The organism is Streptomyces sp. NRRL S-378 (genome assembly GCF_000720645.1).
In the GTDB taxonomy this organism is placed as follows: Bacteria; Actinomycetota; Actinomycetes; order Streptomycetales; family Streptomycetaceae; genus Streptomyces.
In genome coordinates this window covers 1-25,218 of sequence record NZ_JOBX01000056.1, presented here as the reverse complement: position 1 = coordinate 25,218, position 25,218 = coordinate 1, and the positions used below count along the sequence as shown (strand labels likewise).

At 72.8% G+C, this 25,218-nt stretch carries 30 protein-coding genes; 21 read left to right on the top strand and 9 right to left on the bottom strand.

Features of this window, described 5'->3' with window-relative positions; genetic code table 11:
- Window positions 1–76: 76 nt before the first annotated feature.
- Window positions 77–943: a phosphatidylinositol-specific phospholipase C gene (locus tag IH80_RS0130015; protein ID WP_030964677.1), complete on the top strand. Its 867-nt coding sequence runs from the start codon at window positions 77–79 to the stop codon at window positions 941–943.
- On the opposite strand, the gene IH80_RS0130010 is transcribed toward IH80_RS0130015, so the two are convergent.
- The 3 genes from IH80_RS0130010 to IH80_RS0130000 all read right to left on the bottom strand — a co-directional run bounded on the left by IH80_RS0130010 (window position 923) and on the right by IH80_RS0130000 (window position 4,418).
- The gene (locus IH80_RS0130010; RefSeq protein ID WP_030964676.1) at window positions 923–2,395 is read right to left on the bottom strand and encodes a sensor histidine kinase; all 1,473 of its coding nucleotides are present in this window, start codon (window positions 2,393–2,395) and stop codon (window positions 923–925) included. The two genes, IH80_RS0130015 and IH80_RS0130010, sit on opposite strands and share 21 nt — an antisense overlap.
- Window positions 2,392–3,123, bottom strand: a complete 732-nt coding sequence (locus tag IH80_RS0130005; protein ID WP_030964675.1) for a response regulator transcription factor — start codon at window positions 3,121–3,123, stop codon at window positions 2,392–2,394. The genes IH80_RS0130010 and IH80_RS0130005 overlap by 4 nt, the downstream gene beginning before the upstream one ends.
- Before the next feature lie 74 nt (window positions 3,124–3,197).
- The gene (locus tag IH80_RS0130000; RefSeq protein WP_030964673.1) at window positions 3,198–4,418 is read right to left on the bottom strand and encodes a S1C family serine protease; all 1,221 of its coding nucleotides are present in this window, start codon (window positions 4,416–4,418) and stop codon (window positions 3,198–3,200) included.
- Window positions 4,419–4,616: 198 nt separating this feature from the next.
- Here IH80_RS0130000 and IH80_RS0129995 point away from each other — a divergent pair, with 198 nt between their 5' ends.
- Window positions 4,617–4,985 carry a hypothetical protein gene (locus IH80_RS0129995; protein ID WP_158943669.1) on the top strand — a complete coding sequence of 123 codons (369 nt, stop codon included), beginning with the start codon at window positions 4,617–4,619 and terminating at the stop codon, window positions 4,983–4,985.
- Window positions 4,986–4,999: 14 nt separating this feature from the next.
- Here the strand turns inward: IH80_RS0129995 and IH80_RS0129990 are convergent, their stop codons facing one another.
- Both IH80_RS0129990 and IH80_RS0129985 read right to left on the bottom strand, forming a co-directional pair.
- Window positions 5,000–6,022, bottom strand: a complete 1,023-nt coding sequence (locus tag IH80_RS0129990) for a LacI family DNA-binding transcriptional regulator (RefSeq protein WP_030964671.1) — start codon at window positions 6,020–6,022, stop codon at window positions 5,000–5,002.
- A 70-nt stretch (window positions 6,023–6,092) separates the two neighbouring features.
- Window positions 6,093–6,875, bottom strand: coding sequence for a response regulator transcription factor (locus IH80_RS0129985; RefSeq protein WP_030964670.1), 783 nt, complete (start codon window positions 6,873–6,875; stop codon window positions 6,093–6,095).
- Window positions 6,876–7,348: 473 nt separating this feature from the next.
- Here IH80_RS0129985 and IH80_RS0129980 point away from each other — a divergent pair, with 473 nt between their 5' ends.
- From IH80_RS0129980 to IH80_RS0129915, 13 genes are all read left to right on the top strand, one after another.
- Complete coding sequence (locus tag IH80_RS0129980) at window positions 7,349–7,603, top strand: MoaD/ThiS family protein (protein WP_030964668.1); 255 nt, start codon at window positions 7,349–7,351, stop codon at window positions 7,601–7,603.
- A 656-nt stretch (window positions 7,604–8,259) separates the two neighbouring features.
- Window positions 8,260–9,171, top strand: coding sequence for a hypothetical protein (locus tag IH80_RS0129975; RefSeq protein WP_420708880.1), 912 nt, complete (start codon window positions 8,260–8,262; stop codon window positions 9,169–9,171).
- A gap of 64 nt (window positions 9,172–9,235) precedes the next feature.
- On the top strand, window positions 9,236–9,952 hold the full coding sequence (locus tag IH80_RS0129970; RefSeq protein ID WP_030964666.1) for a DUF2993 domain-containing protein: 717 nt from the start codon (window positions 9,236–9,238) through the stop codon (window positions 9,950–9,952).
- A gap of 155 nt (window positions 9,953–10,107) precedes the next feature.
- Complete coding sequence (locus IH80_RS47450) at window positions 10,108–10,197, top strand: Ms5788A family Cys-rich leader peptide (protein ID WP_350875872.1); 90 nt, start codon at window positions 10,108–10,110, stop codon at window positions 10,195–10,197.
- Window positions 10,198–10,375: 178 nt separating this feature from the next.
- A complete protein-coding gene (locus tag IH80_RS0129965; RefSeq protein WP_030964665.1) occupies window positions 10,376–11,221 on the top strand; it encodes a sulfurtransferase in 846 nt (281 codons plus the stop codon).
- A 53-nt stretch (window positions 11,222–11,274) separates the two neighbouring features.
- Window positions 11,275–11,565: a DUF1416 domain-containing protein gene (locus IH80_RS0129960; RefSeq protein WP_030030422.1), complete on the top strand. Its 291-nt coding sequence runs from the start codon at window positions 11,275–11,277 to the stop codon at window positions 11,563–11,565.
- A gap of 118 nt (window positions 11,566–11,683) precedes the next feature.
- Entirely contained in the window at window positions 11,684–11,947 is a 264-nt protein-coding gene (locus tag IH80_RS0129955; protein ID WP_030964664.1) for a DUF3099 domain-containing protein, read from the top strand.
- A gap of 191 nt (window positions 11,948–12,138) precedes the next feature.
- The gene (locus IH80_RS0129950; protein ID WP_234432432.1) at window positions 12,139–12,861 is read left to right on the top strand and encodes a hypothetical protein; all 723 of its coding nucleotides are present in this window, start codon (window positions 12,139–12,141) and stop codon (window positions 12,859–12,861) included.
- The gene (locus IH80_RS0129945) at window positions 12,858–13,688 is read left to right on the top strand and encodes a hypothetical protein (RefSeq protein ID WP_051810124.1); all 831 of its coding nucleotides are present in this window, start codon (window positions 12,858–12,860) and stop codon (window positions 13,686–13,688) included. Before IH80_RS0129950 ends, IH80_RS0129945 begins: the two co-directional genes overlap by 4 nt.
- Entirely contained in the window at window positions 13,685–14,836 is a 1,152-nt protein-coding gene (locus IH80_RS0129935; RefSeq protein WP_234432431.1) for a hypothetical protein, read from the top strand. The genes IH80_RS0129945 and IH80_RS0129935 overlap by 4 nt, the downstream gene beginning before the upstream one ends.
- A gap of 267 nt (window positions 14,837–15,103) precedes the next feature.
- Window positions 15,104–15,676: an FABP family protein gene (locus tag IH80_RS0129925; protein WP_030964660.1), complete on the top strand. Its 573-nt coding sequence runs from the start codon at window positions 15,104–15,106 to the stop codon at window positions 15,674–15,676.
- A gap of 79 nt (window positions 15,677–15,755) precedes the next feature.
- Entirely contained in the window at window positions 15,756–16,220 is a 465-nt protein-coding gene (locus tag IH80_RS0129920; RefSeq protein WP_234432430.1) for a Fur family transcriptional regulator, read from the top strand.
- Between the two features lie 45 nt (window positions 16,221–16,265).
- The gene (locus IH80_RS0129915) at window positions 16,266–17,234 is read left to right on the top strand and encodes a YgfZ/GcvT domain-containing protein (protein WP_030964658.1); all 969 of its coding nucleotides are present in this window, start codon (window positions 16,266–16,268) and stop codon (window positions 17,232–17,234) included.
- A gap of 9 nt (window positions 17,235–17,243) precedes the next feature.
- Here IH80_RS0129915 and dtd read toward each other — a convergent pair whose 3' ends face one another.
- A complete protein-coding gene (dtd, locus tag IH80_RS0129910) occupies window positions 17,244–17,669 on the bottom strand; it encodes a D-aminoacyl-tRNA deacylase (protein WP_030964656.1) in 426 nt (141 codons plus the stop codon).
- Window positions 17,670–17,806: 137 nt separating this feature from the next.
- Here dtd and IH80_RS0129905 point away from each other — a divergent pair, with 137 nt between their 5' ends.
- The 3 genes from IH80_RS0129905 to IH80_RS0129895 are packed head-to-tail and all read left to right on the top strand — an operon-like array spanning window position 17,807 to window position 20,457.
- A complete protein-coding gene (locus IH80_RS0129905; protein ID WP_030964655.1) occupies window positions 17,807–18,388 on the top strand; it encodes a hypothetical protein in 582 nt (193 codons plus the stop codon).
- A gap of 46 nt (window positions 18,389–18,434) precedes the next feature.
- Window positions 18,435–19,679, top strand: a complete 1,245-nt coding sequence (locus IH80_RS0129900) for a GNAT family N-acetyltransferase (protein ID WP_030964654.1) — start codon at window positions 18,435–18,437, stop codon at window positions 19,677–19,679.
- A gap of 13 nt (window positions 19,680–19,692) precedes the next feature.
- The gene (locus IH80_RS0129895; RefSeq protein ID WP_030964653.1) at window positions 19,693–20,457 is read left to right on the top strand and encodes a putative protein N(5)-glutamine methyltransferase; all 765 of its coding nucleotides are present in this window, start codon (window positions 19,693–19,695) and stop codon (window positions 20,455–20,457) included.
- Between the two features lie 75 nt (window positions 20,458–20,532).
- On the opposite strand, the gene IH80_RS0129890 is transcribed toward IH80_RS0129895, so the two are convergent.
- Both IH80_RS0129890 and IH80_RS0129885 read right to left on the bottom strand, forming a co-directional pair.
- On the bottom strand, window positions 20,533–20,859 hold the full coding sequence (locus tag IH80_RS0129890) for a hypothetical protein (protein WP_030964652.1): 327 nt from the start codon (window positions 20,857–20,859) through the stop codon (window positions 20,533–20,535).
- Window positions 20,860–20,950: 91 nt separating this feature from the next.
- Window positions 20,951–21,727 carry a DUF4328 domain-containing protein gene (locus IH80_RS0129885; protein ID WP_051810122.1) on the bottom strand — a complete coding sequence of 259 codons (777 nt, stop codon included), beginning with the start codon at window positions 21,725–21,727 and terminating at the stop codon, window positions 20,951–20,953.
- Between the two features lie 199 nt (window positions 21,728–21,926).
- On the opposite strand from IH80_RS0129885, the gene IH80_RS0129880 reads away from it, so the two are divergent.
- The 3 genes from IH80_RS0129880 (at window position 21,927) to IH80_RS0129870 (ending at window position 23,403) form a co-directional block, all read left to right on the top strand.
- Window positions 21,927–22,346, top strand: a complete 420-nt coding sequence (locus tag IH80_RS0129880; RefSeq protein WP_030964650.1) for a helix-turn-helix domain-containing protein — start codon at window positions 21,927–21,929, stop codon at window positions 22,344–22,346.
- A gap of 24 nt (window positions 22,347–22,370) precedes the next feature.
- Complete coding sequence (locus IH80_RS0129875) at window positions 22,371–22,922, top strand: hypothetical protein (RefSeq protein WP_030964649.1); 552 nt, start codon at window positions 22,371–22,373, stop codon at window positions 22,920–22,922.
- A gap of 142 nt (window positions 22,923–23,064) precedes the next feature.
- Window positions 23,065–23,403 carry a DUF2516 family protein gene (locus IH80_RS0129870; protein ID WP_030964647.1) on the top strand — a complete coding sequence of 113 codons (339 nt, stop codon included), beginning with the start codon at window positions 23,065–23,067 and terminating at the stop codon, window positions 23,401–23,403.
- A 36-nt stretch (window positions 23,404–23,439) separates the two neighbouring features.
- Here IH80_RS0129870 and IH80_RS0129865 read toward each other — a convergent pair whose 3' ends face one another.
- Window positions 23,440–24,768: a PP2C family protein-serine/threonine phosphatase gene (locus tag IH80_RS0129865; protein WP_030964646.1), complete on the bottom strand. Its 1,329-nt coding sequence runs from the start codon at window positions 24,766–24,768 to the stop codon at window positions 23,440–23,442.
- Between the last annotated feature and the right edge of the window lie 450 nt (window positions 24,769–25,218).

Here is a 25,218-nt window from a genome sequence, read left to right as displayed (position 1 = left end):
CACGAGCACGGGCAGGACCGCGAGCGGGGGCGGGACCGCGAGCACGGGCACGAGCGGCCCGGCCGCCGCAACGGGAATGGGCCGCCGGGCGTTCCTGGCGGGCGCACTCGCCGTGGGAGCCGCCGCCGGTCTGGGAGCCGCGTCCGGCCCCGCGTCCGCCGCGGCCCTGGGCACCCAGGACTGGATGGCCGGCCTGGGCGACGCCACCGCCCTCCAGCGGATGACCGTCCCCGGCACGCACGACTCCGGTGCGACCAAGGGCGGGCTCTACGTCGCCTGCCAGAACACCTCGATCGCCCAGCAGCTCGACTCCGGCATCCGCTTCCTCGATGTCCGCTGCCGGGTCACGGGCGGCTCCTTCGCGATCCACCACGGGTCCTTCTTCCAGGACCTGATGTTCGGGGACGTCCTCGTCGCCTGCCGGAACTTCCTCGCCGCGCATCCCGGCGAGACCGTCCTGATGCGCGTCAAGCAGGAGTACTCCGGGGAGAGCGACGCCACCTTCCGCGCCGTCTTCGACGACTATCTCGACAACCGCGGCTGGCGCCCGCTGTTCCGGATCGCCGACGCCCTGCCCACGCTCGGACAGGCCCGCGGCAGGGTGGTCCTGCTCGCCGACAACGGCGGCCTGCCGGGCCTGCGCTACGGCGACGGCAACGTCTTCGACATCCAGGACGACTGGAACGCCGAGCCCTTCGCCAAGCGCGGGAAGATCGAGAACCACTTCCGCAAGGCCGTCCAGCAGCCGGGGAAGCTCTTCGTCAACTACGTCAGCACCTCGGCCTACATGCCGCCGCGCTGGAACTCCGACCGCCTCAACCCGCAGGTGCACGCCTTCGTCGACGGCGGGGAGATGGCCGGCCGGACCGGGCTCGGCATCGTCCCCATGGACTTCCCGAACACCCGCCCGGGCCTGGTCGCCTCACTGATCCGGCACAACTGACGGATCGACCGACGGATCCACCGACGGATCGACCGACGGCTCGGACGGCGGCGGGGCCGGCGCCCCCGGGATGCGGAGCACCGCTTCCGTGCCCGGCCCGCCGTCCGTCGCCGCCCGCAGCTCCGCGCTGCCGCCCGCGCGGGCCGCCGTGCGGGCCACGATCGACAGGCCCAGCCCGCTTCCGGGCAGGGCGCGGGCCGACGGGGACCGCCAGAACCGCTCGAAGACGTGCGGCAGGTCCTCCGCCGGGATGCCCGGCCCGTGGTCCCGTACGGTCAGCTCGCCCGCCCGCAGCGTCACCTCCACCGAACCGCCCGGCGGGCTGAACTTCACCGCGTTGTCCAGGACGTTGACCACCGCCCGCTCCAGCGCCGCCGCCTCGCCCCGCACGTACCAGGGCTCCAGGTCCGAGGCGAACACCAGCTCCGGGCCGCGCAGCCGGGCCCGGGACAGCGCGGCCGCGGCGATCTCGTGCAGGGCGACCACGCCGAGCGGGCCGGGGGAGGCCGCGTCCGGCCGGGACAGCTCCTGCAGGTCCCCGATCAGCGAGGCCAGCTCCGTCATCTGCGCCTTGACCGAGGCCAGCAGCTCCCGCCGGTCGTCGGGCGGGATGGCCCGGCCGGTCTCCTCGCTGCGCGCGAGGAGCTCGATGTTGGTGCGCAGCGAGGTCAGCGGCGTGCGCAGTTCGTGCCCGGCGTCCGCGATCAGCTGGGCCTGTCGGTCCTGGGAGGAGGCCAGGGCCGCGGTCATCGAGTTGAAGGACCGCGACAGGCGGGCGATCTCGTCGTCGCCCTCGTCCGGGATCCGTACCGTCAGGTCCTCGGTGCGGGCGATGTGCTCGACGGCGTCGGTCAGCTCGTCCACGGGCCGCAGTCCCGTACGGGCCACCCACAGGCCGGCCGCGCCGGCGCCGACCACCCCGATGCCGCAGACCAGGAGCAGCACCCAGGCCAGCGTGGACAGGGGCTTGTCGATGTCGGCGAGCGGCTTGGCGACGGTCAGCGCGGCCGCCCGCCCGTCGAGCAGGGCGGGCTGGGTGTAGACGCGGACCGCCACCCCGTCGGAGGTGGTCGCGTCGTAGAGGGCGGCCCCGCGCCGCCGCTGGGCGACCTCCAGGTCGATGGCGCTGATCCGCAGGGTGCTGCGGCCGTCGATCCAGCAGTGGCTGCCGTCCGGCCGCACGATCTGCACCTGGGCGCTGAGGTTGTTGGCGGGCCGCTCCGGGAGCGCGCCGGTGACGGCCACGCAGCCGAGCGAGCGGTAGACCTGGTTGGCCTGCGCCTCGGCGTTGGTGGCGCGCAGCGCACTGTCCAGCTGGTCGCGCAGCTGGGTGCGGACCATCACCCAGGACACCGCGGCCACGCCCGCCACGGCCAGTGCCACCGCCACCGTGACCAGCAGGGCCAGCCGGGAGCGCAGCGGCAGCGCGCGGAAGCGGGCGAGCGGGTTCACTCGGGCCCGCCCTCGCCGGCGCGCAGGACGTAGCCCACCCCGCGCACGGTGTGGACCAGACGGGGCTCGCCGCCCGCCTCGGTCTTGCGGCGCAGGTACATCACGTACACGTCCAGGGAGTTGGAGCTGGGCTCGAAGTCGAAGCCCCAGACGGTCTTGAGGATCTGCTCACGGGTCAGGACCTGGCGGGGGTGCGCGAGGAACATCTCCAGCAGCGTGAACTCGGTACGGGTCAGCTCCACCGGGCGGCCGGACCGGGTGACCTCGCGGGTCGCGAGGTCCATCCGCAGGTCGCCGAAGGTCAGTACGTCCTCGGGGGCTGCGCCGCCGGCCTGCGGGGCGGCGTAGGAGCTGCGCCGCAGCAGGGCGCGGACGCGGGCGAAGAGCTCGTCGAGCTCGAACGGCTTGACGAGGTAGTCGTCGGCGCCCGCGTCGAGGCCGGTGACGCGGTCGCCGACGGTGTCGCGGGCGGTGAGCATCAGGATCGGCGTGGTGCTGCCGGCGGCGCGCAGCCGGCGGGCCGCCGTGAGCCCGTCCATCCGCGGCATCTGGATGTCCAGCACGATCAGGCCGGGGGCGTAGGAGGCCGCCTTGTCGAGGGCGTCGAGCCCGTCGACGGCGGTCTGCACGGCGTACCCCTCGAAGGCGAGGCTGCGGCGCAGGGCCTCGCGCACGGCCGGTTCGTCGTCGACGACGAGGATCCGCGCTTCGCCCTCGGCGGGGTTCATGGATGGGTCTCCCAGGTGTGGTGGCCGGCTGCGGGGTCCGCCGGGTGACGGCGCCTCCAGCGTCGCACGGCCGGCTAGAAGGACGTGCCGAAGCCGTTCGCGAAGGAGTCGCCGCCGGAGGCGCCGACCGAGCCCTTGCCGCCGGGACCGCCCTTGCGCAGGGAGTCCAGGTCGGCCTTGATCGTGTCGACGGGGATGGCGAAGCCGAGGCCGACGCTGCCCGCGGCGGATCCGGCCGAGGCGGGGGAGTAGATCGCGGAGGGCATGCCCACGATCTCGCCGTTCATGTTGAACAGGGCGCCGCCGGAGTTCCCGGGGTTGAGGGAGGCGTCGGTCTGGAGGGCCTTGTACGAGGTGGTGTTCGAGCCGGTGTCCCCGTTGAACTGCCGGCCGCCGAAGGAGAAGGGCCAGCCGTCGTCCTGCCGGCGGTCCTGCGGGGGGCTCTGCTCCGACTTGGGCACCTTCACCTCGCGGTTCAGCGCCGAGACGATGCCGCTGGTCACGGTGCCGGTGAGGCCGTCGGGGGAGCCGATGGCGACGACCTGGTCACCGACCTTGACGCTGCCGGAGTCGCCGAGCCTGGCGGGCTTGAGGCCGGACGCGCCCCGGAGCTTGATCAGGGCCAGGTCCTTGTCGGGGTCGGTGCCGACGACCTCGGCGGTGTACTTCTTGCCGTCGCTCGTCGTCACCTGGATCCCGGTGGCGCCGTCCACGACGTGGTTGTTCGTGGCGATCTCGCCGTCGGCGGAGAGCACGATCCCGGAGCCGGTGCCCTGACCGGAGCCGGTACGGGTGTCGATGCGGACGACCGAGGGGCTGACCTGCTCGGCGAGTCCGGAGACGGTGCCGGTGCTGGACTGCGAGACGTTCGTGCCGTTGACCCCGCCCGCGGTGCCGGCCTGCCGCTCCATCAGCTGCTGGACGGCGGCCGCGGTGCCGCCGCCGACCAGGGCCGCGGCGAGCGCGACGGCGGCCAGCAGGGCCACGGGCCCCTTCGCACGCCGGGCGGGGGCGGCATGGGCCGGCCCCTGCGGGATGCCGTCGCCGTCGCCGCCGTCGCCGCCGGTTCCCGCGGGGACCGTTTCGCCGCGGACGACCGGCGGCCGGTGCGCCTCGTGCCGGCCGGGCGCGGCCGGCGGGTACGAGGGCGGCGGCGGGTACGCCGCGTTCCCGGCTCCGGCACCGGCCTCGTGTGCCAGCCGGTCGCGTCCGCGCTGCCAGTCCTCGCCGAACGGCGCGTACCGGGGGAGGTGTTCCTGCGGGTGCTCGCCTTCGCGGCGGAAGCTCTCGGTCATGACCACGACTGTGCTCGCCTTTGATGAGAGCTTCCTGAGTCCGGCCTGAGAAGCCCGACAGAACCGCGTATGCCCGATGTAAAGACGCTCCTCTTCCCTCCCCCTTCCCCGCCCGCTATCTTGAACGCGTTCAAGTGAACGTGTTCAGGATGCTGGGGGGCGTGGATGGACGGGGTCGTGCGGCGGAAGGTGTCCCGCGTGCCGCGGCGGCTGGCGGTGGCGGCGACCGCGCTGACCGCCGCCGCGGCGGCGTGGTCGGCGATCGTGGGGGCGGGGGACGTCCTGCCCCGCGCGTACCTGGTGGTCCTTGCCGTCGCGGCGCTGCCGCTCCTCGCGCGTCACGCGCCGACGGCCTTCACCTGCGCCTGCCTGCTCACCGGGACGGTCCTGCTGTGGGTGTCGCTGCTCGGGGCCGCCTTCGGGCTCGGTCCCGTCGCAGCGGCGGCGCTCCTTCTCCTGGTCGCATCGGTCGCCGATCCCGGCGATCCCCCGAGCGGCTGTTCGGTGGCGCTGGCCGCGGCGCTGCCCCCGGTGTTCTTCCTGGTGGCCTTCCTCCTCACCTGCTGAGGAGGCCCGGCGCCCTACTTGCAGCCGCAGGAGCGGCGGATCACCAGGGCCGACGGGAACTGCTTGAGGCGCTCGCGGCGGGAGCCGGCCACGCGCAGGCCGTCGTCCAGGACGAGGTCCACCGCCGCGCGGGCCATCGCCGGGCGGTCCGACGCGATCGTGGTGAGCGGCGGATCCGTGAGGGCCGCCTCCTTCACGTCGTCGAAGCCCGCCACCGCCAGCTCCCCGGGCACGTCGATGCGCAGCTCGCGCGCGGCGCGCAGCACACCGATCGCCTGGTCGTCCGTGGCGCAGAAGACGGCCGTCGGCCGGTCGGGCCGCGCCAGGACCTCCAGGGCGACCGTGTACGCGTCGTAGCGGTTGTACGGGGCCTCGATGAGCCGGCCCTCGACCGAGCGGCCGGCCTCGAGCATGGCCCGGCGCCAGCCCTCGACGTGGTCGGCGACCGGGTCGCCGACCGACGGGGTGTTCTCGATGCCGCCGATGCAGGCGACGTACTCGTGCCCGTGCTCCAGCAGGTGCCGGGTGGCGAGCTGGGCGCCGCCGATGTCGTCCGTGACGACGGCGACGTCGTCGATCGCCTCCGGGCGCTCGTGCAGCAGCACCACCCGGGCGTCCCAGGCCTCGATCTCGCTGGCGGCCTGCTCGCTCATGCCCTGGCTGACCAGGATCAGGCCGGACACGCGCATCCCGAGGAAGGCCCGCAGGTAGTGGACCTCGCGCTCGGTGCGGTAGTCGGAGTTGCCGACCAGGACCATCTTTCCGCGCTCGGCGGCGGCCTGCTCGACCGCGTGCGCCATCTCCGCGAAGAACGGCTGGCGGGCATCGGGGACGATCATGCCTATGAGGTCGGTGCGCCGCGACGCCATCGCCTGGGCGACCCGGTCCGGGCGGTAGCCCAGGTCCTTGATCGCGGCGAGGACACGCTCGCGCGTGGCCGGGGCGACCGGCCGGGGTCCGTTGTTGATGACGTAGCTCACGACGGCGGTAGAAGTACCCGCAAGTCGCGCTACGTCATCCCGCGTCACCTTGGCCACGCGCGGCAGTCTACGCGGGGTGACCTACCTCTGGGCAGGGCGTCCTGAAACCCGGACGATCATCGGGCCCTTAGGCCGACCGGGTGGTGGCCCCGGAAGAGCGTACGGAACCCTCCGCGGCCGCCTCCGCGGCGACCTGGGCCGCCGCCTGGGCCGCGGCCTCGGCCGCCGCCCGCTCGACCTTCTCCGGCGTGACGAAGCGGTAGCCGACGTTGCGGACCGTACCGATCAGCGACTCGTGCTCGGGGCCGAGTTTCGCGCGCAGCCGCCGTACGTGCACGTCGACCGTCCGGGTGCCGCCGAAGTAGTCGTAGCCCCAGACCTCCTGCAGCAGCTGGGCACGGGTGAAGACGCGGCCCGGGTGCTGCGCGAGGTATTTGAGGAGCTCGAACTCCTTGAAGGTGAGATCCAGTACCCGCCCCTTGAGCTTGGCGGAGTACGTGGCCTCGTCCACCGACAGGTCGCCGTTGCGGATCTCCATGGGGGAGTCGTCCGAGCCGAGCTGCTGGCGGCCCGTGGCCAGCCGCAGGCGTGCCTCGACCTCGGCGGGACCGGCGGTGTCCAGGAGTACGTCGTCGATGCCCCAGTCGGCGGTGACGGCCGCCAGGCCGCCCTCGGTGACCACGAGGATCAGCGGGCAGCCGGGGCCGGTGGAGCGCAGCAGCTGGCACAGCGACCGGACCTGCGGCAGGTCGCGGCGGCCGTCGACGAGGATGACGTCGGCGCCCGGGGTGTCGACGAGGGCCGGACCCTCGGCCGGCGCCACCCGGACGTTGTGCAGCAGCAGGCCGAGCGCGGGCAGCACTTCGGTGGACGGCTGCAGCGCGTTGGTGAGCAGCAGGAGCGAGCTCATGACCGACCACCTGCCCGGGCCGGACGGTGGTGCACGGTTCGCTGGTCCATCACGTCGGTTCCTCCTCGGTCCCGTCGAGGACATGCGCGGTACTGCTTCGTACGTGTCGCCTGGTGCCCGCACGGCCCCGCGCCCTGGGGATCCGCCCGGTCACCACTGTTCTCGGTTCGTTCAACGTCCTGAAAGCACAAAAGGACCCGGGGGCCACATTGCCCGGATCCTCTCGCCAAGCAGAATAGCCCACTCGCTCTTTCCCGTCCGGGACTCTCCTGCTTCGTCTTCTGTGGTTCCTGCCACGCTCCTGCCACGTCCCCGCCCTGCGTATGCACCGTTTTTCACCGGATCGGGGGCAGGCGGTACGGCGGGACCGGACCGACCGGGCGCACACCCGGCGCGTCGGGGCACGCCGGGGGCGGCGGCGGGAGGGGCCATCATGGAGGCCGACGGTAGAGAGCCGACGAAAAGGAGCTGCAGTGGCAACCGGAACCATCCGCTACTGGGCGGCGGCCAAGGCCGCGGCCGGGACTGCGGAGGAGCCGTACTCGGCGCGGACACTGGCCGAGGCGCTCGACGGCGTGCGGGAACGCCACCCCGGGGAGCTGACCCGGGTCCTGCTGCGCTGCTCCTTCCTCGTGAACGAAGAACCTGTGGGCAAGCGCCCGCACGATTCCGTTCCGCTGACCGAGGGGGGCACCGTCGAGGTGCTCCCGCCGTTCGCGGGCGGGTGAGCGGGAGCCGATGAGCACGCCTGACGAACAGCAGCAGCAACCGCAGCAGCCGCAGCCGCAGCCGCAGGATCCGTACGGGACCCAGACCTGGCAGGCCGACACCTGGGACACCGGCTACCAGCCGGTGCATCCGCCGCTGGGCGCGGTGCCCGGGCAGCCGGTCGCGCCCGAGGGCTGGTTCCGCGACGAGGCCGCGGCTCCGGCTCCGGGCGGCGGCGGTACGGGAGTGCCGTGGCCGGACGGTTCCGCGGGCGGGCCGGGTGCGGGGGCCGTGCCCGGCCGGGCCGAGGCCTACCCGTCGTACCAGGGCCAGGGCCAAGACCAGAGCCAGGGCCAGGGCCAGGTCCAGGCCGGGGGGCCGGCCTGGGGCGCGCCGTTCGCGCAGGGTCCGGGCACTGGCCCCCGGCGCAGGACTGGTCCCAGGGCGGCCAGGGGCTGCCCGCGTCCGCTGCCGCCGCCGAGACGGCGTACCTGCCGCCGTACCCCCGGCGCAGGACTGGTCCCAGGGCGGCCAGGGGCTGCCCGCGTCCGCTGCCGCCGCCGAGACGGCGTACCTGCCGCCGTACCCCGGTCCCGGGCAGGGACAGGGCGCCGCCGCGGAGCAGACCGCCTACCTCCCGCCATTCCCCGGCCCCGAGCAGCAGCAGGGGCCGCACGTGTCCGCCGCCGAGCAGACGGCGTACCTGCCGCCCCAGGCCGCCGCCGATCCGGCTCCGGCGACGGCCGTCGCCGCGGCTCCGGCCGCGAACGCCGCCGCGGAGCAGGAGGTCACCGACTGGTCCCCGCCCACCCTCGGCGGGAACACCGTGCGCGCCGTGGACCCGGCCCAGGCCCGCGCCGAAGGCCGGTCGCCGATCATCGACCCCGGCCCGCAGTCGGCCATACTGACCGCCGCCCTCGGGCTGCTGCTCGCCGTCGCCGCCGTCCTGGGGCAGTTCGCGCTGCTCGTGCCGCTGATCGCCCTCCAGGGCCTCACCGCGGCCGGCTGGTTCCGCCTCAACGGCATGTGGCCGGCCCGGCAGGGCATCGCCCTCGCCTTCGCCGGAGCCCTGGCCGCCGACGCGGCCGTGCTCGCGGTCGAGGACGCGTACGGGGCCGGTGCGATCGTCGGCACCCTCGGCGCCTGGGTGCTGCTGACCCTCGTCCTGCAGCTGCGCAGCCAGGCCGACCCCGACGAGCGGATGTACGGGCTGATGGCCTCGGTGGCCTCGGCCGCCCTCGCCATCATCTGCACCGGCTACCTGGCCGCCGACACCGCCGCCGTCACGGTCGGCGCGGCCGCCGTGGCGGTCACCGTCTTCGTCCGCGCGCTGCCGCTGCCCACCGCCACCTCGGTCGGCGTCTCGCTGGCCGCGGCCGCCGGTGCGGGCGTCGCGGTCGGCGGGCTCACCTCCGTCGGGGTCGGCGGGGCGCTGCTCGGCCTGGTCGCCGGGGTGTGCGCGCTGACCGGGCTGCGCGTGGCGGCGTACGACTACCCGTCGAAGTTCGTGCACATGACGGCCGGTGTCGCGCTGCCGCTGGCGGCCGCCGCCCCCGCCGTGTACCTGATCGGCCGGGTGGTGGGCTGATCCCTGTCCGACACGGAGCATGGTCCACTAGAACGCACGTACCGATAAGTGGGGGGAGAGGCGCGTGCGCATTCTGCGTGTCGTCGTGATCGTCGGAGTGGTGCTGGCGGCCCTGTTCGCCGGAGTGGACCGGTGGGCGGTCGGCTATGCCGAGAACCGGCTGGCCGAGCGCATTCAGGCGCGCCAGGGGCTGGCCGGCACGGCCCAGGTGGACATCCACGGATTCCCCTTCCTCACCCAGGCGCTCAGCCACGATCTGGACCGGGTGGACCTCGGGCTCCGGGGCGTCGAGGTCATGGCGGACGGCCGCAAGACGCGGCTCGCGGAGCTCGACGCCAGCTTCCACGGGGTGAAGCTGAACGGTGACTACAGTGGCGGCACGGCCGAGCGGGCCACGGGCACCGCGCTCATCACCTACGCAGACCTGACCGCGGCCTCGCAGACCGGCGCGACCCTGTCCTACGGCGGAGCCCCCGGCAAGGTGAAGGTCACGGCGTCGGTGGACATCATCGGCAGGACGCTCTCGCGCAGCGTCATCTCGACGATCACGCTCGTGGACGCGCCGGGCTCCAAGGGCGGCAAGATCGTCCGGGTGCACGCCGAGGAGGTGCCGGGCGAGGGCATCCCCGGGCTGGAGCGCCAGGTGCGCAAGCGGACCGACTTCGACCGCGACCTCGGCACCGGGCTCCCGGCCGGTCTCCAGCTCTCGGCCCTGACCTCGGACGAGGCGGGGGTGCACCTCACGCTGGGCGGCACGAACGTGCAGATGGCCGGATCGTGAGACAAGGCGGTCCGATCCGCAGAAGGACGGGCCGCGCGGCGGGCCCGGGAGCCGCCGGGGCGCCCGGGAAGGCCGATCTGATCCCAGTATTCGGACTATCCTGTCTCGGAATATGACACACCGGTGACAGGGCGGCTGATTCGTCCCTACGATCCATGGCTATGAAGCATCAGCAGGCGGACCTCACGAAGCGACGGGCAGTAGACCTGTGTCGCGTCGCCGCCATGCTCTGTCGATCCATGTGACGTGTGAGCGCATCCGCTCCATCAGCCGGACGACGGCCCCGACAGGCCCTTCCCGCGTGACCGCACCTGCCTCCTGATCCCTGACGCCTCCCCGCGCAGGAAACCGAGCGCACCCGCAGGCACGCAGCACAGCGCACCCCGCACCGCCCCGCCGCACACTGCCCCGGAGGAGAACACCATGAGCCGCAGCGACGTCCTCGTAGACGCCGACTGGGTCGAGGCCCACCTGAACGACGCCAACGTCGTCATCGTCGAGGTGGACGAGGACACGTCCGCCTACGACAAGAACCACATCACCAACGCCGTCCGGATCGACTGGAAGAGCGACCTCCAGGACCCGGTCCGCCGCGACTTCGTGGACCAGGAGGGCTTCGAGAAGCTCCTCTCCGCCAAGGGCATCTCCAACGACGACACCGTCGTCCTCTACGGCGGCAACAACAACTGGTTCGCCTCCTACGCCTACTGGTACTTCAAGCTCTACGGCCACCAGGACGTCAAGCTCCTCGACGGCGGCCGCAAGAAGTGGGAGCTCGACTCCCGCGACCTGGTCGACGGCAAGGACGTCCCGAACCGCCCGGCCACCCAGTACAAGGCCAAGCCCCAGGACACCTCCATCCGCGCCTTCCGCGACGACGTCGTGGCCGCGATCGGCTCCCTGAACCTGGTCGACGTCCGTTCCCCCGACGAGTTCTCCGGCAAGCTGCTCGCCCCGGCACACCTCCCGCAGGAGCAGTCGCAGCGCCCCGGCCACGTGCCGAGCGCCCGCAACATCCCGTGGTCGAAGAACGCCAACGACGACGGCACCTTCAAGTCGGACGAAGAGCTGACCGCCCTCTACGAGGCCGAGCAGGTCGATCTGGCGAAGGACACCATCGCCTACTGCCGCATCGGTGAGCGCTCCGCGCTCACGTGGTTCGTGCTGCACGAGCTCCTGGGCCAGGAGAACGTCAAGAACTACGACGGCTCGTGGACCGAGTACGGCTCGCTGGTCGGCGTGCCGATCGAGCTCGGCCCCAACAAGTAATCCCCGGGCACGCGACGCCCTCGTAGCACGACCTCCAGGACAGGACAGAGAACATGTGTGGAGCACAGATCGGCGGGCCCGACCTCGCGACCCTCAAGCCCGGTGAGACCGCGATCCAGGGCCAGGTGACCAAGGACGGCGAGCCCGTCAGCGGTTACGTGCGGCTGCTGGACTCGACCGGCGAGTTCACCGCCGAGGTCCCGACCTCGGCCACCGGCCAGTTCCGCTTCTACGCCGCCACCGGCTCCTGGACGCTGCGGGCGCTCGTCCCGGGTGCCCAGGCGGACCGTGCCGTCGTGGTCGCCGAGGCCGGCGGCGTGACGGACGTGGCGATCGCGGTCTGAGCACCGCAGATGTGATCGCCTGATCGACCGGCCGAAGGGCCGCACCCCCGGGGGTTGGACGCCACTGGAACGGGGTGCGGCCCTTCGCGCCGTCCGCGCACGGTTCTACGCTGGAGGCATGTACGCCCGGCGCCGACGCGCCTACTTCCTGCTGATGGGCGGATGCCTTTTCCTCTTCGTCTCCGCCTGGACTTTCGTGCGCCTGTGGTCGGTCGAGGCCGCCGTGGCCATGTGCGTCGTCGCCATGGTGATTCCGCCGGTCGCCGCGATGATCGCGAACCGGCGCGGCCCGGACGACCGCTGGTGGGACGATCCCTCGGGCGACCCGAAGTCCGACGAATGGTGGGACGAACTGGACGGAAAACGGCGCCACGAGGACTGAACCACCACGAGACGAGAACGTGATCTCGTTCCGTACAACTGCTCCCCTCTGCTGCGGGTCATCGGGTACGCGCGGGTAACCAGCCCGCGCTTCCGCTTTGTGGGGGGATCCTTTTGGAACACGAACAGACCGTCCCTGAGCAGCAGAAAGAGGGGGAGAGCGCACCGGAAACGATCACTTCGGACACGCCGGTGCCGCGTCGCCGCGCCCGGCGCACGACGCTCCTGATCGCGGGCGCGGCCGTCCTCGGCGCCCTCGCCGGAACGGTCACCGGCTACGCGGTCCAGTACCACCGCGAGCCCACCCCGCTGCGGCCGCTGGCCCAGCAGAAGATGGACGGGCCGAAGCCGGCCGCCATGAACGAGGCGACGAGCCGGCGCTCGACCAACGCCAACCGCTGGCACAAGGCAGACGAGGACCTGGCCAAGAAGCTGGTGGACGTCCCCGGCGGTGCGCAGGACAGCTTCTCGGGTGCCGTCTCCGCGGACGCGTTCGCCGCGTCCTGGTACCTGCAGCCCTCCGAGGCGGTCGGCGGGCTCATCAGGGACGGCATCAAGAGCGTCGCCACCGCGAGCTGGGCCGAGAACGACCGGAACTTCGTCGAGGTCCACCTGCTCCAGTACCGCGACCGCAGCGGAGCCGAGGGCTTCCAGGCGGAAATGGTCGGCTACATGCCCGAGAAGGACTACGCGGGCAACACGGGCAAGGACTTCCCGGGCGTGCCGGCGGACTTCGGGCACCTGTGGATCGACTCCAAGGCGCACGAGGAGCCCGGCTACCACCCGGTCCGGCAGGCCCGTGCCCTGATCCGCCGCGGCGACATCGTGATGGTCGTCGAGTACACGAACAACCGCGGCGAGGTCGACGAGAAGGCCCTGGTCGAGATCGCCAAGCGACAGATGGAGCGGCTGTGAGCGAGCAGCAGAACGCGGCGGAGGCCGCGCAGCACGACGAGCCCGCAGTCGCCGCCGCGCCCGCGACCGCGCCCGTGCGCAAGGGGAACCGCAGGACGCTCGCCCTGGTCTCGGCGGCCGTCGGCGTCGTCGTGCTCGCGGGCGGCGGTGTCGCCGCCGCGGCCGCCCTCGCCGACGCCGAGCGGACCTCGCCGACGCGTTACTGGGTGGCCGAGGACCACACGACCGGCGGCACGGCCGCCCCGGTCCCGTCCGTGCCGCCGAACGAGCTGACGGGCAAGCTGATGCCGCTGCCCGCCGACTACTGGCCGGGCCCGGACCTCGACGCCGAGGGCAACCACTACTTCCTCGCCAGTGACAAGGCGCTGGAGGCCTTCAAGGGTGCCCGGACGGGCCTCTCCAGCAGCGAACGTGCCGAACGGGACAAGGCGCTGGCGGACCTGAAGCTCAAGGGCATGGCGGGGCGCAGCTACGCCCGTGGCGAGGGCGTCGGCGCCGCCGTCGCCGAGGTCCGGCTCACGCAGGCCGACCCGCAGCAGCTGGCCAGGTTCGCCGAATTCACCAAGAAGTTCATCGAGCTCACCGGCGGCGGCGGCGAGGCACCCCAGGTGGAGGGCTACCCGCAGGCCAAGTGCGGGCTGGACGACTCGCTCAAGGGCGGGAAGGACGGCAAGGAGAAGATCGTCGCCGTCGACTGCGTGGCCGTCGAAGGCGACGTCCTCGTGACCTTCCGCATGTACGGGAGCAAGGGATTCGCGGCGAAGGACGCCGCGGGCCTCTTCAAGCAGCAACTCGACCACCTCAAGTCCCCCGGAGAGTCCGCGTGAGCAGCGAGCAGACCACCACCGGCCCCGAGACGCGGTCCGCGCCGGCTGCCGAGCCCGTGTCCGAGGCGGCTGCGGAGACCGTGCCCGCGCCGTCTGCCGAGACCGTGCCCGAGGCGGCTGCCGAGACCGTGTCCGAGGCGGCTGCGGAGACCGTGTCCGAGGCGGCTGCGGAGACCGTGCCCGCGCCGGCTGCCGAGCCCGTGTCCGAGGCGGCTGCGGAGACCGTGCCCGCGCCGTCTGCGGAGCCGGCGTCCGAGGCCGCTGCGGACAGCGTGCCCGCGGCCTCGCCTGCGCCCGCTCCGCACCAGGTCACCGGGCCCCCCGCCGCGGCGGAGGGCCCGCCCGCCCCGCCCAAGGACCGGCGGGTGCTGTTCGCCGCCCTGCGCTGGACCGCCGCCGTCGCCGTCTTCGCCGCCGTCGGAACGGGGGTCGCGTACGGGATCACCGTGCCCGAGCGCACCGACATCCCCGGCCTGGCCACCGAGGACGACGGCCGCTGGACGTTCCCGAAGCTCTCCCAGCCCGCACTGCCGCCGGGCGCCCCCCTCGCCCAGGGCCCGGACAACAAGGACGGGACGCACTACGCGCAGCTCGCCGGCCTGCTCCTGCCCGCCCCCGCGGGCTCCAAGGCCGACGACGCGGTCAAGGCCGACAAGGACGGCACGGTGCCGGTCGACTCCTTCCTGGAGGAGTACGCGCCCGACGCCCGCGAGAAGCTCAAGACCTCCCTCGAATGGGACGGCCTCCGGCAGATCGTCGGCCGGGGCTGGACCACGCCGGACGGCACCCGCACGCACGTCTACCTGCTGCGCTTCCACTCGTCCGGCTTCGTGGACGCCTTCAAGGGCTGTGACAGCAACGCCCAGCTGAACGGCGTCTCCACCCTGGACCTCGACGACGTCTGGAGCAAGGCCAAGAGCACGCAGATGAACAGCACCGCCCTGGACTTCCCCGGCGCCGCGCACTTCGACGGCACCGACCTCAGCGTGTACCAGGAGATGAAGCCCGTCGCCGGCGAGGAGCAGACCAAGGTCGGCTGCCTCCGGACGGGTGACGTCCTGGGCATGGTCGTCCAGTCCCGCAAGGGAGACGTGGCCCCCGTCCCCTTCCACCAGACGGTGATCCTGCAGAGCCAGCTGCTGAGCTGACCCGCGGGCGGACCGTACGGCCCACCTCACACCGTGCGCCGGTCCCCGGGCCAGTAGGCTTGGGGACCGGCCCCGTACAGCCCCGAAACGATTCCGAGGAGCACCCCGTGCTTGAGGCAGTCTTCACCTCCCTGCTGGTCCTGGTCTGCGTCGGCGTCATGGCCTTCACCGGCCTGGCCGTCAAGAAGCTGTACCAGGGTCAGCGCTGAGCCCCGGCTCGGCTGACCGCCCCGGAACCCCTCCCACAGATCGCCTGAGCAGCCACACATGATCCAGATCCCGTCCGACCTGAACCCGGGACTCGTCCCCCTCGCCTTCCTCCTCGGCAACTGGGAGGGCGCGGGAGTCTTCGACTTCCCCGGTGAGGAGAAGTGCAACTTCGGCCAGGAGGTCGTCTTCAGCCACGACGGCCGGGACTTCCTGCACTACACCTCCCACACCTGGGTCCTCGACGCCGAGGGCAACAAGGTGCGGCCGCTGGAGTCCGAGTCGGGTTACTGGCGCATCGACGCGGACCGCAAGGTCGAGATCGTCATGGTCCGCGACCAGGGCGTCGTCGAGGTCTGGTACGGCGAGCTCGCCGACCAGAAGCCCCAGATCGACCTGGTCACCGACGCGGTCGCCCGCACCGCGGCCTCCGGCCCGTACAGCGGCGGCAAGCGGCTCTACGGCTACGTGAAGAGCGACCTCATGTGGGTCGGCGAGAAGGCCACCCCGGACGTCGAGCTGCGCCCCTACATGTCGGCCCAGCTCAAGAAGGTCGTCACGCCCGAGGAGGTCGCCGAGATGGCGCGCAACCTTCCGGACATGCCCGACGACGGCATCGCCTTCTTCCGCTGAGCGGAAACCTCCCCAGGCCGTGCACGAAAGGGGACCGCGGGCTCGACCGCGGTCCCCTTCGCACACATACACTGACGGGGTGGTGAGCACCCAGAGCACCGAAGGAACCCCGGGCACCGACTGGAAGACCGACCTGCGCCGGCGCGGCTACCGTCTGACGCCGCAGCGCCAGCTCGTGCTGGAGGCCGTGGACGCACTGGAGCACGGCACCCCGGACGAGATCCTCGCGGAAGTGCGCAAGACGGCCTCCGGGGTCAACATCTCCACCGTCTACCGGACGCTGGAGCTCCTGGAGGAGCTCGGCCTGGTCTCGCACGCCCACCTCGGCCACGGGGCCCCCACCTACCACCTGGCCGACCGGCACCACCACATCCACCTGGTGTGCCGCGACTGCGGCGACGTCATCGAGGCGGACGTCGACATCGCCGCCGACTTCACCGCGAAGCTCCGCACCACCTTCGGTTTCGAGACCGACATGAAGCACTTCGCGATCTTCGGACTGTGCAAGAAGTGCGCCGCGAAGCAGCGTGCCGCCCACGCGTAGCAGGAGCGTGCCGCCCACGCGCAGCAGGGTCGTAGGCTTGGCCGTATGACCAGCAGCCCCTTGCTCCATCTTCCCGGCGCCGTCCCGGCCGAAGGCCGCGACGAGGGCGTCGCCGCCCACTACGGCGAGCTGTACGGCGAACAGCGCGCCCTCGCGGACGGCCGCGGCTTCGTCGACCTCTCGCACCGCGGGGTCGTCGCCGTCACCGGACCGGAACGGCTGAGCTGGCTGCACCTGCTGATCACCCAGCACGTCACCGAACTCCCGGCCGGACAGGCCACCGAGGCCCTGATCCTCTCCGCGAACGGCCACATCGAGCACGCGCTCTACCTCGTCGACGACGGCGAGACCACCTGGGCGCACGTCGAGCCCGGCACCCAGGAGGCCCTGATCGCCTACCTGGAGTCGATGAAGTTCTTCTACCGCGTCGAAGTCGCCGACCGCACCGAGGAGTTCGCGGTCGTGCACCTGCCGGCCGGCTCCATCGCCGAGGTGGCCGGGGAACTCGTCGTCCGCGAGACCGCGTACGGCCGCGACGTCTTCCTGCCCCGCGCCGACCTGGAGGCCTTCGCCGCCGCCCACGGACCGGCCGCCGGCCTCCTCGCCTACGAGGCGCTGCGCGTCGAGGGGCACCGGCCGCGGGTCGGCCTGGAGACCGACCACCGCACCATCCCGCACGAGCTGGGCTGGATCGGCACCGCCGTGCACCTGCAGAAGGGCTGCTACCGCGGCCAGGAGACCGTCGCCCGCGTCCACAACCTGGGCAAGCCCCCGCGCCGCCTGGTCTTCCTCCACCTGGACGGCTCCGAGGTCGTCCTCCCGGCCCACGGCGCCCCGGTCCGGCTCGCCGCGGACGGCGAGGAGGGACGCCAGCTGGGCTTCGTGACCACCGCCGTGCGCCACCACGAGCTGGGCCCGATCGCCCTCGCCCTGGTCAAGCGCAACGTCCCGGTCGACGCACCGCTGCTGGTCGGCGGCACGGCCGCCGCCCAGGAGGTCGTCGTAGCGCCCTGACCGGGCCGCTCAGACGTCGACGACGATGGTGAACGGGCCGTGGTTGGTCAGCGACACCCGCATGTCCGCACCGAACCGGCCCGTCGCCACCGTCGCGCCCAGCGCCCGCAACTGCGCCACGACCTCGTCGACGAGCGGCTCGGCGACCGGACCGGGCGCCGCCGCGTTCCACGTGGGACGCCGCCCCTTGCGGGCGTCGCCGTAGAGCGTGAACTGGGAGATCACCAGCAGCGGCGCCCCGTTGTCGCTGCAGGACTTCTCGCCCTCCAGGATCCGCACGGACCACAGCTTGCGCGCCAGCAGCGCCGCCTTCTCCGGCGTGTCGTCGTGGGTCACCCCCACCAGCACGCACAGCCCCTCGCCGACGATCTCGCCCGCGGTCTCGCCGCCCACGACGACACTCGCGCCGTCCACCCTCTGCACCACAGCTCGCATACCACCTGTGTACCAGCCTTGCACCCGTCCGGGGCCGATCGGGTGGAGTGGGACTGCACCGGGGCCACGGAGAGTGGCACGATGCACGCAGGCGGTGCGGGTGCGCCGCACCGGTCGAGGGGACGGACCCGAACGACATGAACACTTCTGGTACCTCCGTACCTGCATCACCCGCTTCCGTCGCAGCTGCCGCGGTACGACCGCCCGCGCAGCGCACGGCCGAGACGCAGGACCAGGGGCCGACGGCCCCGGCCACCGCGCTCGGGCTGCCCGAACTGCGCGCGCTGCGCCGCGACGCGCAGCGCGACGAAGCCGATCTCAGCTACGTGCGCAGACTGCTCCAGGGCCGCATCGACATCCTGCGCGCCGAACTCGCCCGGCGGACCGATCCCGAGGCGCCGGTGGTGGACCGGCTCTCCGTGATCCTCGCCGACGCACCCTCCCGCCGCAGCGCCTCCGCCCGGCACGTCACCCTCGGCACCCCGCACAGCGAGGAGTACCGGGTGCTGGCGGCGGAGATGCTCGCCGACGTGGAGCTGTCGGACCTGGAGGCCCGCACGGACGGCGAACTGCTCGACGGGATGGGCCGGCTGGTGCGCTACGAGCAGCAGGTCTCGCGGCGCCGTCAGCAGCTGCAGCGCACCGCGGACGAGTGCAGCGCTGAGATCACCCGGCGCTACCGGGAGGGAGAAGCGCAGGTGGACGACCTGCTCGCGTAGGAAATTCGGGCGACCCGCGCCGGTCGGGCGATTAGCGTGGGCCGCTATGAGTGCTGACGTCCGGCCGATCGCCGAATCCGAACTCCATGACTGGCTGCGCGCCGTTCACACCGGTTTCCTGACCGCGACCCGGGTGACCGACTCCGATGTCGCCCAGCGCGCCAAGTACGACGACCTCGCCCGTACCCAGGGCGCGTTCGACACCGACACCGGCCGCTGCGTCGGGGCCTTCCGTTCCTTCGCGCAGGAGTTGACCGTGCCCGGCGGCGCGGCCGTCCCGGCCAGCGCGGTCTCCAACGTGGCGGTGCTGCCCACCCACCGCCGCCAGGGTCTGCTGACCCGCATGATGCAGGCCGAGTTCGCCGCGGCCGCCGGGCGCGGCGACGTCCTGGCGACGCTGATCGCCGCCGAGTACCCGATCTACGGGCGGTACGGCTTCGGGCCCGCGACCACCCTCACGGAGTGGGAGATCGACGTACCGCGCGCCGGGCTGGACCGGCGGCTGTCGGGGCCCGTGGACGGAGGACGGATCGACCTGGTCGACGCGGCCGGGTTCCGGCGGATCGGGCCCGGGCTGCACGACAGGCTGCGGGCGGTCACGCCGGGGGCGGTGGACCGCCGACAGCGTTGGTGGAACGTGGCCACCGGGCTGGAGGAGATGTCGCACCGGCCCTACAAGGAGAAGTTCCACGCCGTGTACCGGACGGCGGAGGGCGAGGTGGCCGGCGTGGCCGTCTACACCGCCGACGACCACTGGACGGACGCGAAGCTCCCGCAGAACACCGTGCAGGTCCACGACCTGCTGGCGCTCGGCCCGCAGGCGGAGCGCGCGCTGTGGCAGTTCCTGTGCTCGATCGACTGGGTGCTGAAGGTCCGCACCGGCTACCGGGCCCCCGACGACCTCGTTCCGCAGCTGCTGCCCGACCCGCGCGCGGCCCGTGTCGTCACGTCCGCCGACTTCCTGTGGGTGCGGGTCCTGGACGTCGTACGGGCGCTGGGCGCGCGGACGTACGAGGTGCCGGGGGTGCTGGTGCTGGACGTCACGGACGGCACGGGTCCGGCGGCCGGACGCTACCGGCTGGACGCGGCCACGGGCGTGTGCGAGCGCACGCAGGAGGCGGCCGACCTGCGGCTGGACGTGTCCGTACTGGGCTCCTTGTACCTCGGCGACGCGTCGGCGGTGCGGCTGGCCGCGCTCGGGCAGCTGGCCGAGGAGCGGCCGGGCGCGGTGGCCCTGGCGGACGCGGTGTTCCGCACCGCGCGCCGTCCGTGGTGCCCGGACGTCTTCTGAGACGAGGACCGACATGGTGACATCACTTGTGGAAGCCCTGCGCGCGGCCGGCTGCGTCTTCGCGGAGGAGGAGGCGGAGTTGCTGAGCGGCGCCGCCCGGGACGAGGCGCACCTGGCGGAGCTGCTGGCCCGTCGGGTGGGCGGCGAGCCCCTCGAACACGTCGTGGGGTGGGCCGAGTTCTGCGGACTGCGCGTGGAGGTGGGCGCGGGGGCGTTCGTGCCGCGCAGGCGCACCGAGTTCCTGGTGGAGGAGGCGGTGTCACTGGTCCGGCCGGGTGCGGTGGTGCTGGACCTGTGCTGCGGGGTCGGCGCGCTGGGCGCGGCGGTTGCGGCGCAGGCACCGGGGGGTGTGGAGCTGCACGCCGCCGACATCGATCCGGCGGCGCTGGCGTACGCGCGCCGCAACGTGGCTCCGTACGGCGGCCGGGTGTGGGAGGGCGACCTGTACGCCGCGCTCCCGCCGGAGCTGCGCGGCCGGGTGGACGTACTGGTGGTCAACGCCCCGTACGTGCCCACGGAGGAGATCGGGCTGATGCCGTCGGAGGCCCGCGACCACGAACCGCTGGTCTCGCTGGACGGCGGGGCCGACGGTCTGGACATCCATCGGAGGGTGGCGGCGGGGGCTCCGGCCTGGCTGGCGCCGGGAGGTCACCTGCTGATCGAGACGAGTGCCCGGCAGGCACCGTCGACGGCGTCGGCGCTGACCTCGGCGGGCCTGTCGGTCCGGGCGGTCACGTCGGAGGAGCTGTACGCGACGGTGGTGATCGGCACGTCCTGAGCCGGCTCCGGGCCCCTCACGGCCCCGGAGCCGGCCCGCCGGGGACTTTTCCGGCTACCGGCTACCGGCTACCGGCTACGGCGTGGCGAGGGCACGGGCGGCCGACACCCCGGTGCGCCGGGCGGCCGCGAGCCGCTCGCGCACCTCTCGCAGGCTGCGCGGCCGGTAGCCGGGCCCGCACCCGCAGCAGGCCTGCCGGAAGTCGAGCCCGGCGTGCAGGAGCACGGACAGGACCCGCCAGGCGTCCCGGTCCCGCCTCGGAGGCGCTTCGAAGGCGTCACCGGCGAGGACGAGCGCCCGGCGGCACCGGGGGCAGCGGTACCCGCGCTGCCCGGAATGGTCGACGGTGTGCTTGAAGGACACCCGGCAGTGGAGGCACACATGGGCGGAGCGATGCGGCATGCCGTCAGTCTCCGCGGCCGGAACGCTGTCCCGCCAAGGGTTTTCGGGCGCGGTCGCCCTGGCCCTCGGCCTCGGTGGCCGACCGGACCCGTCAGGCCTTCGCGTAGGGGCCCTCGGTCGCCATCGTGTTCTGCATCGCCGTCAGCCTGCGCACGAAGAGGACGGCGAGCACGCCGGCGATCGTGGTGGCCAGGTCCGCGACGATCCCGAGCCGTCCCGCCTCGAGCAGTTCGTCCACGGTGTCGGCACCCATGTAGATCCGGCTGAAGACACGGCCCACGATCGCCGCGAGGACCCAGACCACCCACCAGGACGTCAGCAGCGCGGCGGGCGCCGTCCGGTCGGAGCCGTCGGGGCCGCGCTGGGTGCTGGCCCGCCAGGTCTGCCGGGCGATCCGGTACGGCAGGAACAGGTTCGCCACGGGGACGAACCAGGCGCCGATGGCCCAGCCGGGGCCCAGGGTGAAGGCGTCGGGGCGGAAGATGCCGCCGTTGGTCCGCACGCGGTGGAACCAGACGATGAAGACCACGACCGTGGGCAGCAGCGTGAGCACCTGGAGCAGCCCGGCGAGGATGGTGAGCGCGGGGGACAGGCCGAGTTCGAGGTCGTCGAAGTGGGTGTCCCCCGAGAACCCCTGCATCCACGCCTGCTCGTACCCGCCGGCGCCGACGGAGAAGAGGTGCACTGCGGCCGAGGCGCCGAGCAGCCAGGTCAGGGCGGTCGCCAGGCCCTTCGGCGAACGCAGTACGCCCTGGGGCATGGGCGGGGGGACCGGGTACGGGGCCGGGCCGGGCTGCGGGTACGGATGCCCCTGTGCCTGCACCGGCTGCTGCTGGAGCGGCGGTGAGCCGGGCGCGCTGAAGGACATGACGGTGGACCCCCCACGGGAACGGATGACCTGCGGACGGCCCCGGCCGGGCGGGCGGGGGCCGTCCGGAACATATGCCGGTGCCGCGCCCGGAGTCCAGGCGATTTTCGCTGGTCAGAGGGGGGAGGCCGCCGGACGGCCGGGAGATGTTGCAAGCATCTGCTTGCAAAAGTTAGCAGGATGGGGCAGGATCGGGAGCATGGCATCGCTCAACGTCGGAAATCTCGGCGAATACCTCCGTGAGCAACGGCGGCAGGCGCAGCTCTCGCTGCGGCAGCTGGCCGATGCGGCGGGAGTGTCGAATCCGTACCTGAGCCAGATCGAGCGCGGGCTGCGCAAGCCGAGCGCGGACATCCTCCAGCAGCTGGCCAAGGCGCTGCGGATCTCCGCGGAGACGCTGTACGTGCAGGCCGGGATCCTGGACGAGCGGGACCGCGACGAGGTGGAGACGCGAGCCGTCATACTCGCCGACCCGTCCATCAACGAGCGGCAGAAGCAGGTGCTGCTCCAGATCTACGAGTCGTTCCGCAAGGAGAACGCACTCGAATCGCCCACCGTTCCCGAGGCGCCCACCGTTCCCGGGACGTCCGCCGACGAGATGCCGTCGAAGACCGACTGAAGTTGATCCGGGAGGACCAGCAGCATGGCCATCGCCGATGACCTGAAGAAGACCCTCACCGACCCCACTCCCCTCTACTTCGCCGCCGGCACCGCCGACCTCGCCGTTCAGCAGGCGAAGAAGGTGCCGGAGCTCATCGAGCAGCTGCGCGCCGAGGCCCCCGCGCGCATCGAGGCCGTGAAGAACACGGACCCGAAGGCCGTGCAGGAAGCGGTCTCCGCCAAGGTCGCCGAGGTGATCGGCGCGATCGACCCGAAGAAGATCGGGGAGACCGCCCAGGACCTGGCGCTGCGCGGTGTCGGCGTGGCCGCCGAGTACGCGGTGCGCGCCAAGGAGACCTACGACAAGGTCGCCGAACACGGTGAGCAGGCCGTACGGGCCTGGCGCGGCGAGGTCTCCGCAGAGATCGTCGACATCGCCGTCGTCGTCGAGCCGCGGCCCGAGCCGACCCCCGAGGCCAAGGCCGCGTCGGCCGACGAGGCCGCTGCCGAGGAGCAGCAGCCCGCCGCCAAGAAGCCGGCCGCGCGCAAGAGCACGGCCAAGAAGGCCGTCGTCACCGCCGACGACGCGAGCTGAGCCGCGCCCGCATGGGCGACGACGGGCCGGGCACCCTTCAAGGGCCCGGCCCGTTGTGGTCTATGGAGGGGCATGTGCCGGTAGCGTGGAGCGAGGCGGCATCGGAAGTGCGAAGCGGAAGCATGAGAAGGCGGTCGAAGCGATGTTGATGGACGGGTTCGATCGAGGTGTGATCCCGCTGCTCGGGCTCGCCATGCTGGTGCTCGCGGTGGTGGCCTTCGGGTTCGCGCTGCTGGCGCGCGACGACGCGTACCGGGCCGCCGACAAGCAGAGCAAGACCTTCTGGCTGGTCATCCTCGGCATCACCGTGCTCGTGGACGCCTTCCTGGGGATGCTCTTCCTCCAGATCGCGGGCCTGGTGGCGACCATCGTGTTCTTCGTGGACGTACGGCCGGCCCTCAAGCAGGTCTCGGGCGGCGGCCGGCGCAGCGGTGGCAGCAGCAGCGACGGCCCGTACGGCCCCTACAACGGCGGCCGGTAGCCGGCTCGCCGGGCTCTTGCCCGCTCGGCTGCCCGCTCAGCCTTCGGAGCGGGAGAGCAGGACCACGGCCACGTCGTCGGTGAGCTCGCCGCCGTTGAGGCGGCGGGCCTCGGTGACGGAGGCCTCCAGCAGCCCCTCGCCGCTCAGGCCGAGGTCCAGGTGGCGGTTGATCATCTCGACCATGCCGTCCTGGCCCAGGCGTTCCTTCCCCTCGCCGATCCGCCCCTCGATGAGGCCGTCGGTGTAGAGCATCAGGCTCCAGGTGCCGCCGAGCTCGACCTGCCGACGCGGCCAGCGGGCCCGGGGCAGCAGCCCCAGGGCCGGGCCGCTGTTCTCGTACGGGAGGAGCCGCGCCCGGCGGCCCGGCCGGGAGATCAGCGGGGCCGGATGGCCGGCCAGGCACAGGCCCGCGCGGCGGCCGTCCGGGGCGATGTCGACGGTGCACAGCGTCGCGAAGATCTCCTCGCAGGGGCGCTCGACCTCCAGCACCTCCTGGAGGGTGGCCAGCAGGTCGTCGCCGCACAGGCCGGCCAGGGTCAGGGCGCGCCAGGCGATGCGGAGCTCGACGCCGAGGGCGGCTTCGTCCGGTCCGTGGCCGCAGACGTCGCCGATCATGGCGTGGACGGTGCCGTCGGGGGTGCGGACCGTGTCGTAGAAGTCGCCGCCGAGGAGGGCCCGGCTGCGGCCGGGGCGGTAGCGGGCGGCGAACCGCAGATCGGAACCCTGGAGGAGGGGAGTGGGGAGCAGGCCGCGCTCCAGGCGGGCGTTCTCCTGGGCGCGCAGTTTCGATTCTGCAAGCTTGTACTGGGCTATGTCGGCCCGCTTTCTCTCCACCGCGTAGCGGATGGCGCGGCTCAGCAGCCGTCCGTCCAGCTCGTCCCGGAAGAGGAAGTCCTGGGCGCCGACGCGGACGGCCTCGGCGGCGCGCTCGGCGTCGTCCTCGTCGGTGAGGACGAGGACGGCGTGGCGGGGGGCGAGGCGCAGCACCTGGTGGAGGACGGCGAGCTGCTGCTCCACGGTGGCGGCGGTCGTTGCCGTGCCCGCGGCCCCGGCGGGCCCGCGGGCGCCGGGGAGGGACAGGTCGAGCAGGATGCAGTGCACGTCGGGGGTGAGCAGGCGCTCGGCCTCGGTGAGGTTGCGGGCGGTGCGGAGCCGGATGCGGTGGCCGTCGGTGTCGAGGATCTCGGGGACGGTGAGCCCGCCGGCGGGGTCGTCCTCGATGACCAGGAGCGTCAGGGCGGTGGTGTGAGGGGTCGCCTGCGCGACGTCGGCGCCGAGGGGCGTGGGCGGTGCGACGGCGTGCAATACGGCCTGACCGCTCTCCGTGGCGGGGGTCTCCCTCTGCCGCGGTACGGGTACGGACATCGTTTCCGGTTCCTTCCCTCCCCCCGAGGGTGCGCTCCGGCAGACCCTAGCGGTCCCGGCACCGCGAACGGAATGCCGTTCTTGGCGCGGGCCTCCGTCATATGCCGTCATCACGGGGGAAAATCGGCCTCGCTGGATGACAAAGGTCACGGCGGGGCAGCGTTCCGTCCCGTCCAACGAGACGTCCCCCACCCCCACCGGGTTGCCTCGGCGCGCCCGGCTGCGGGCTGGTGGGTGCGCGTGCTGTCCGAGTGCGGGCCGGTGGGTGCGCGTGCTGTCCGGGTGCGGGCCGGTGGGTGCGCCTCAAGCGCGCCGGCGGGGCTGGTTTGTGCGGCCGTGGTGCCCGCGTGGGCGGTGGTTGCGGGTGGGGCGGTGCCCCTGCGGGGGCTCTCCTCGGCTCGGCGCGTGCGGGTGTGGCACGGCCAGGCGGCCCGGGTCGCGCGCTCGTCC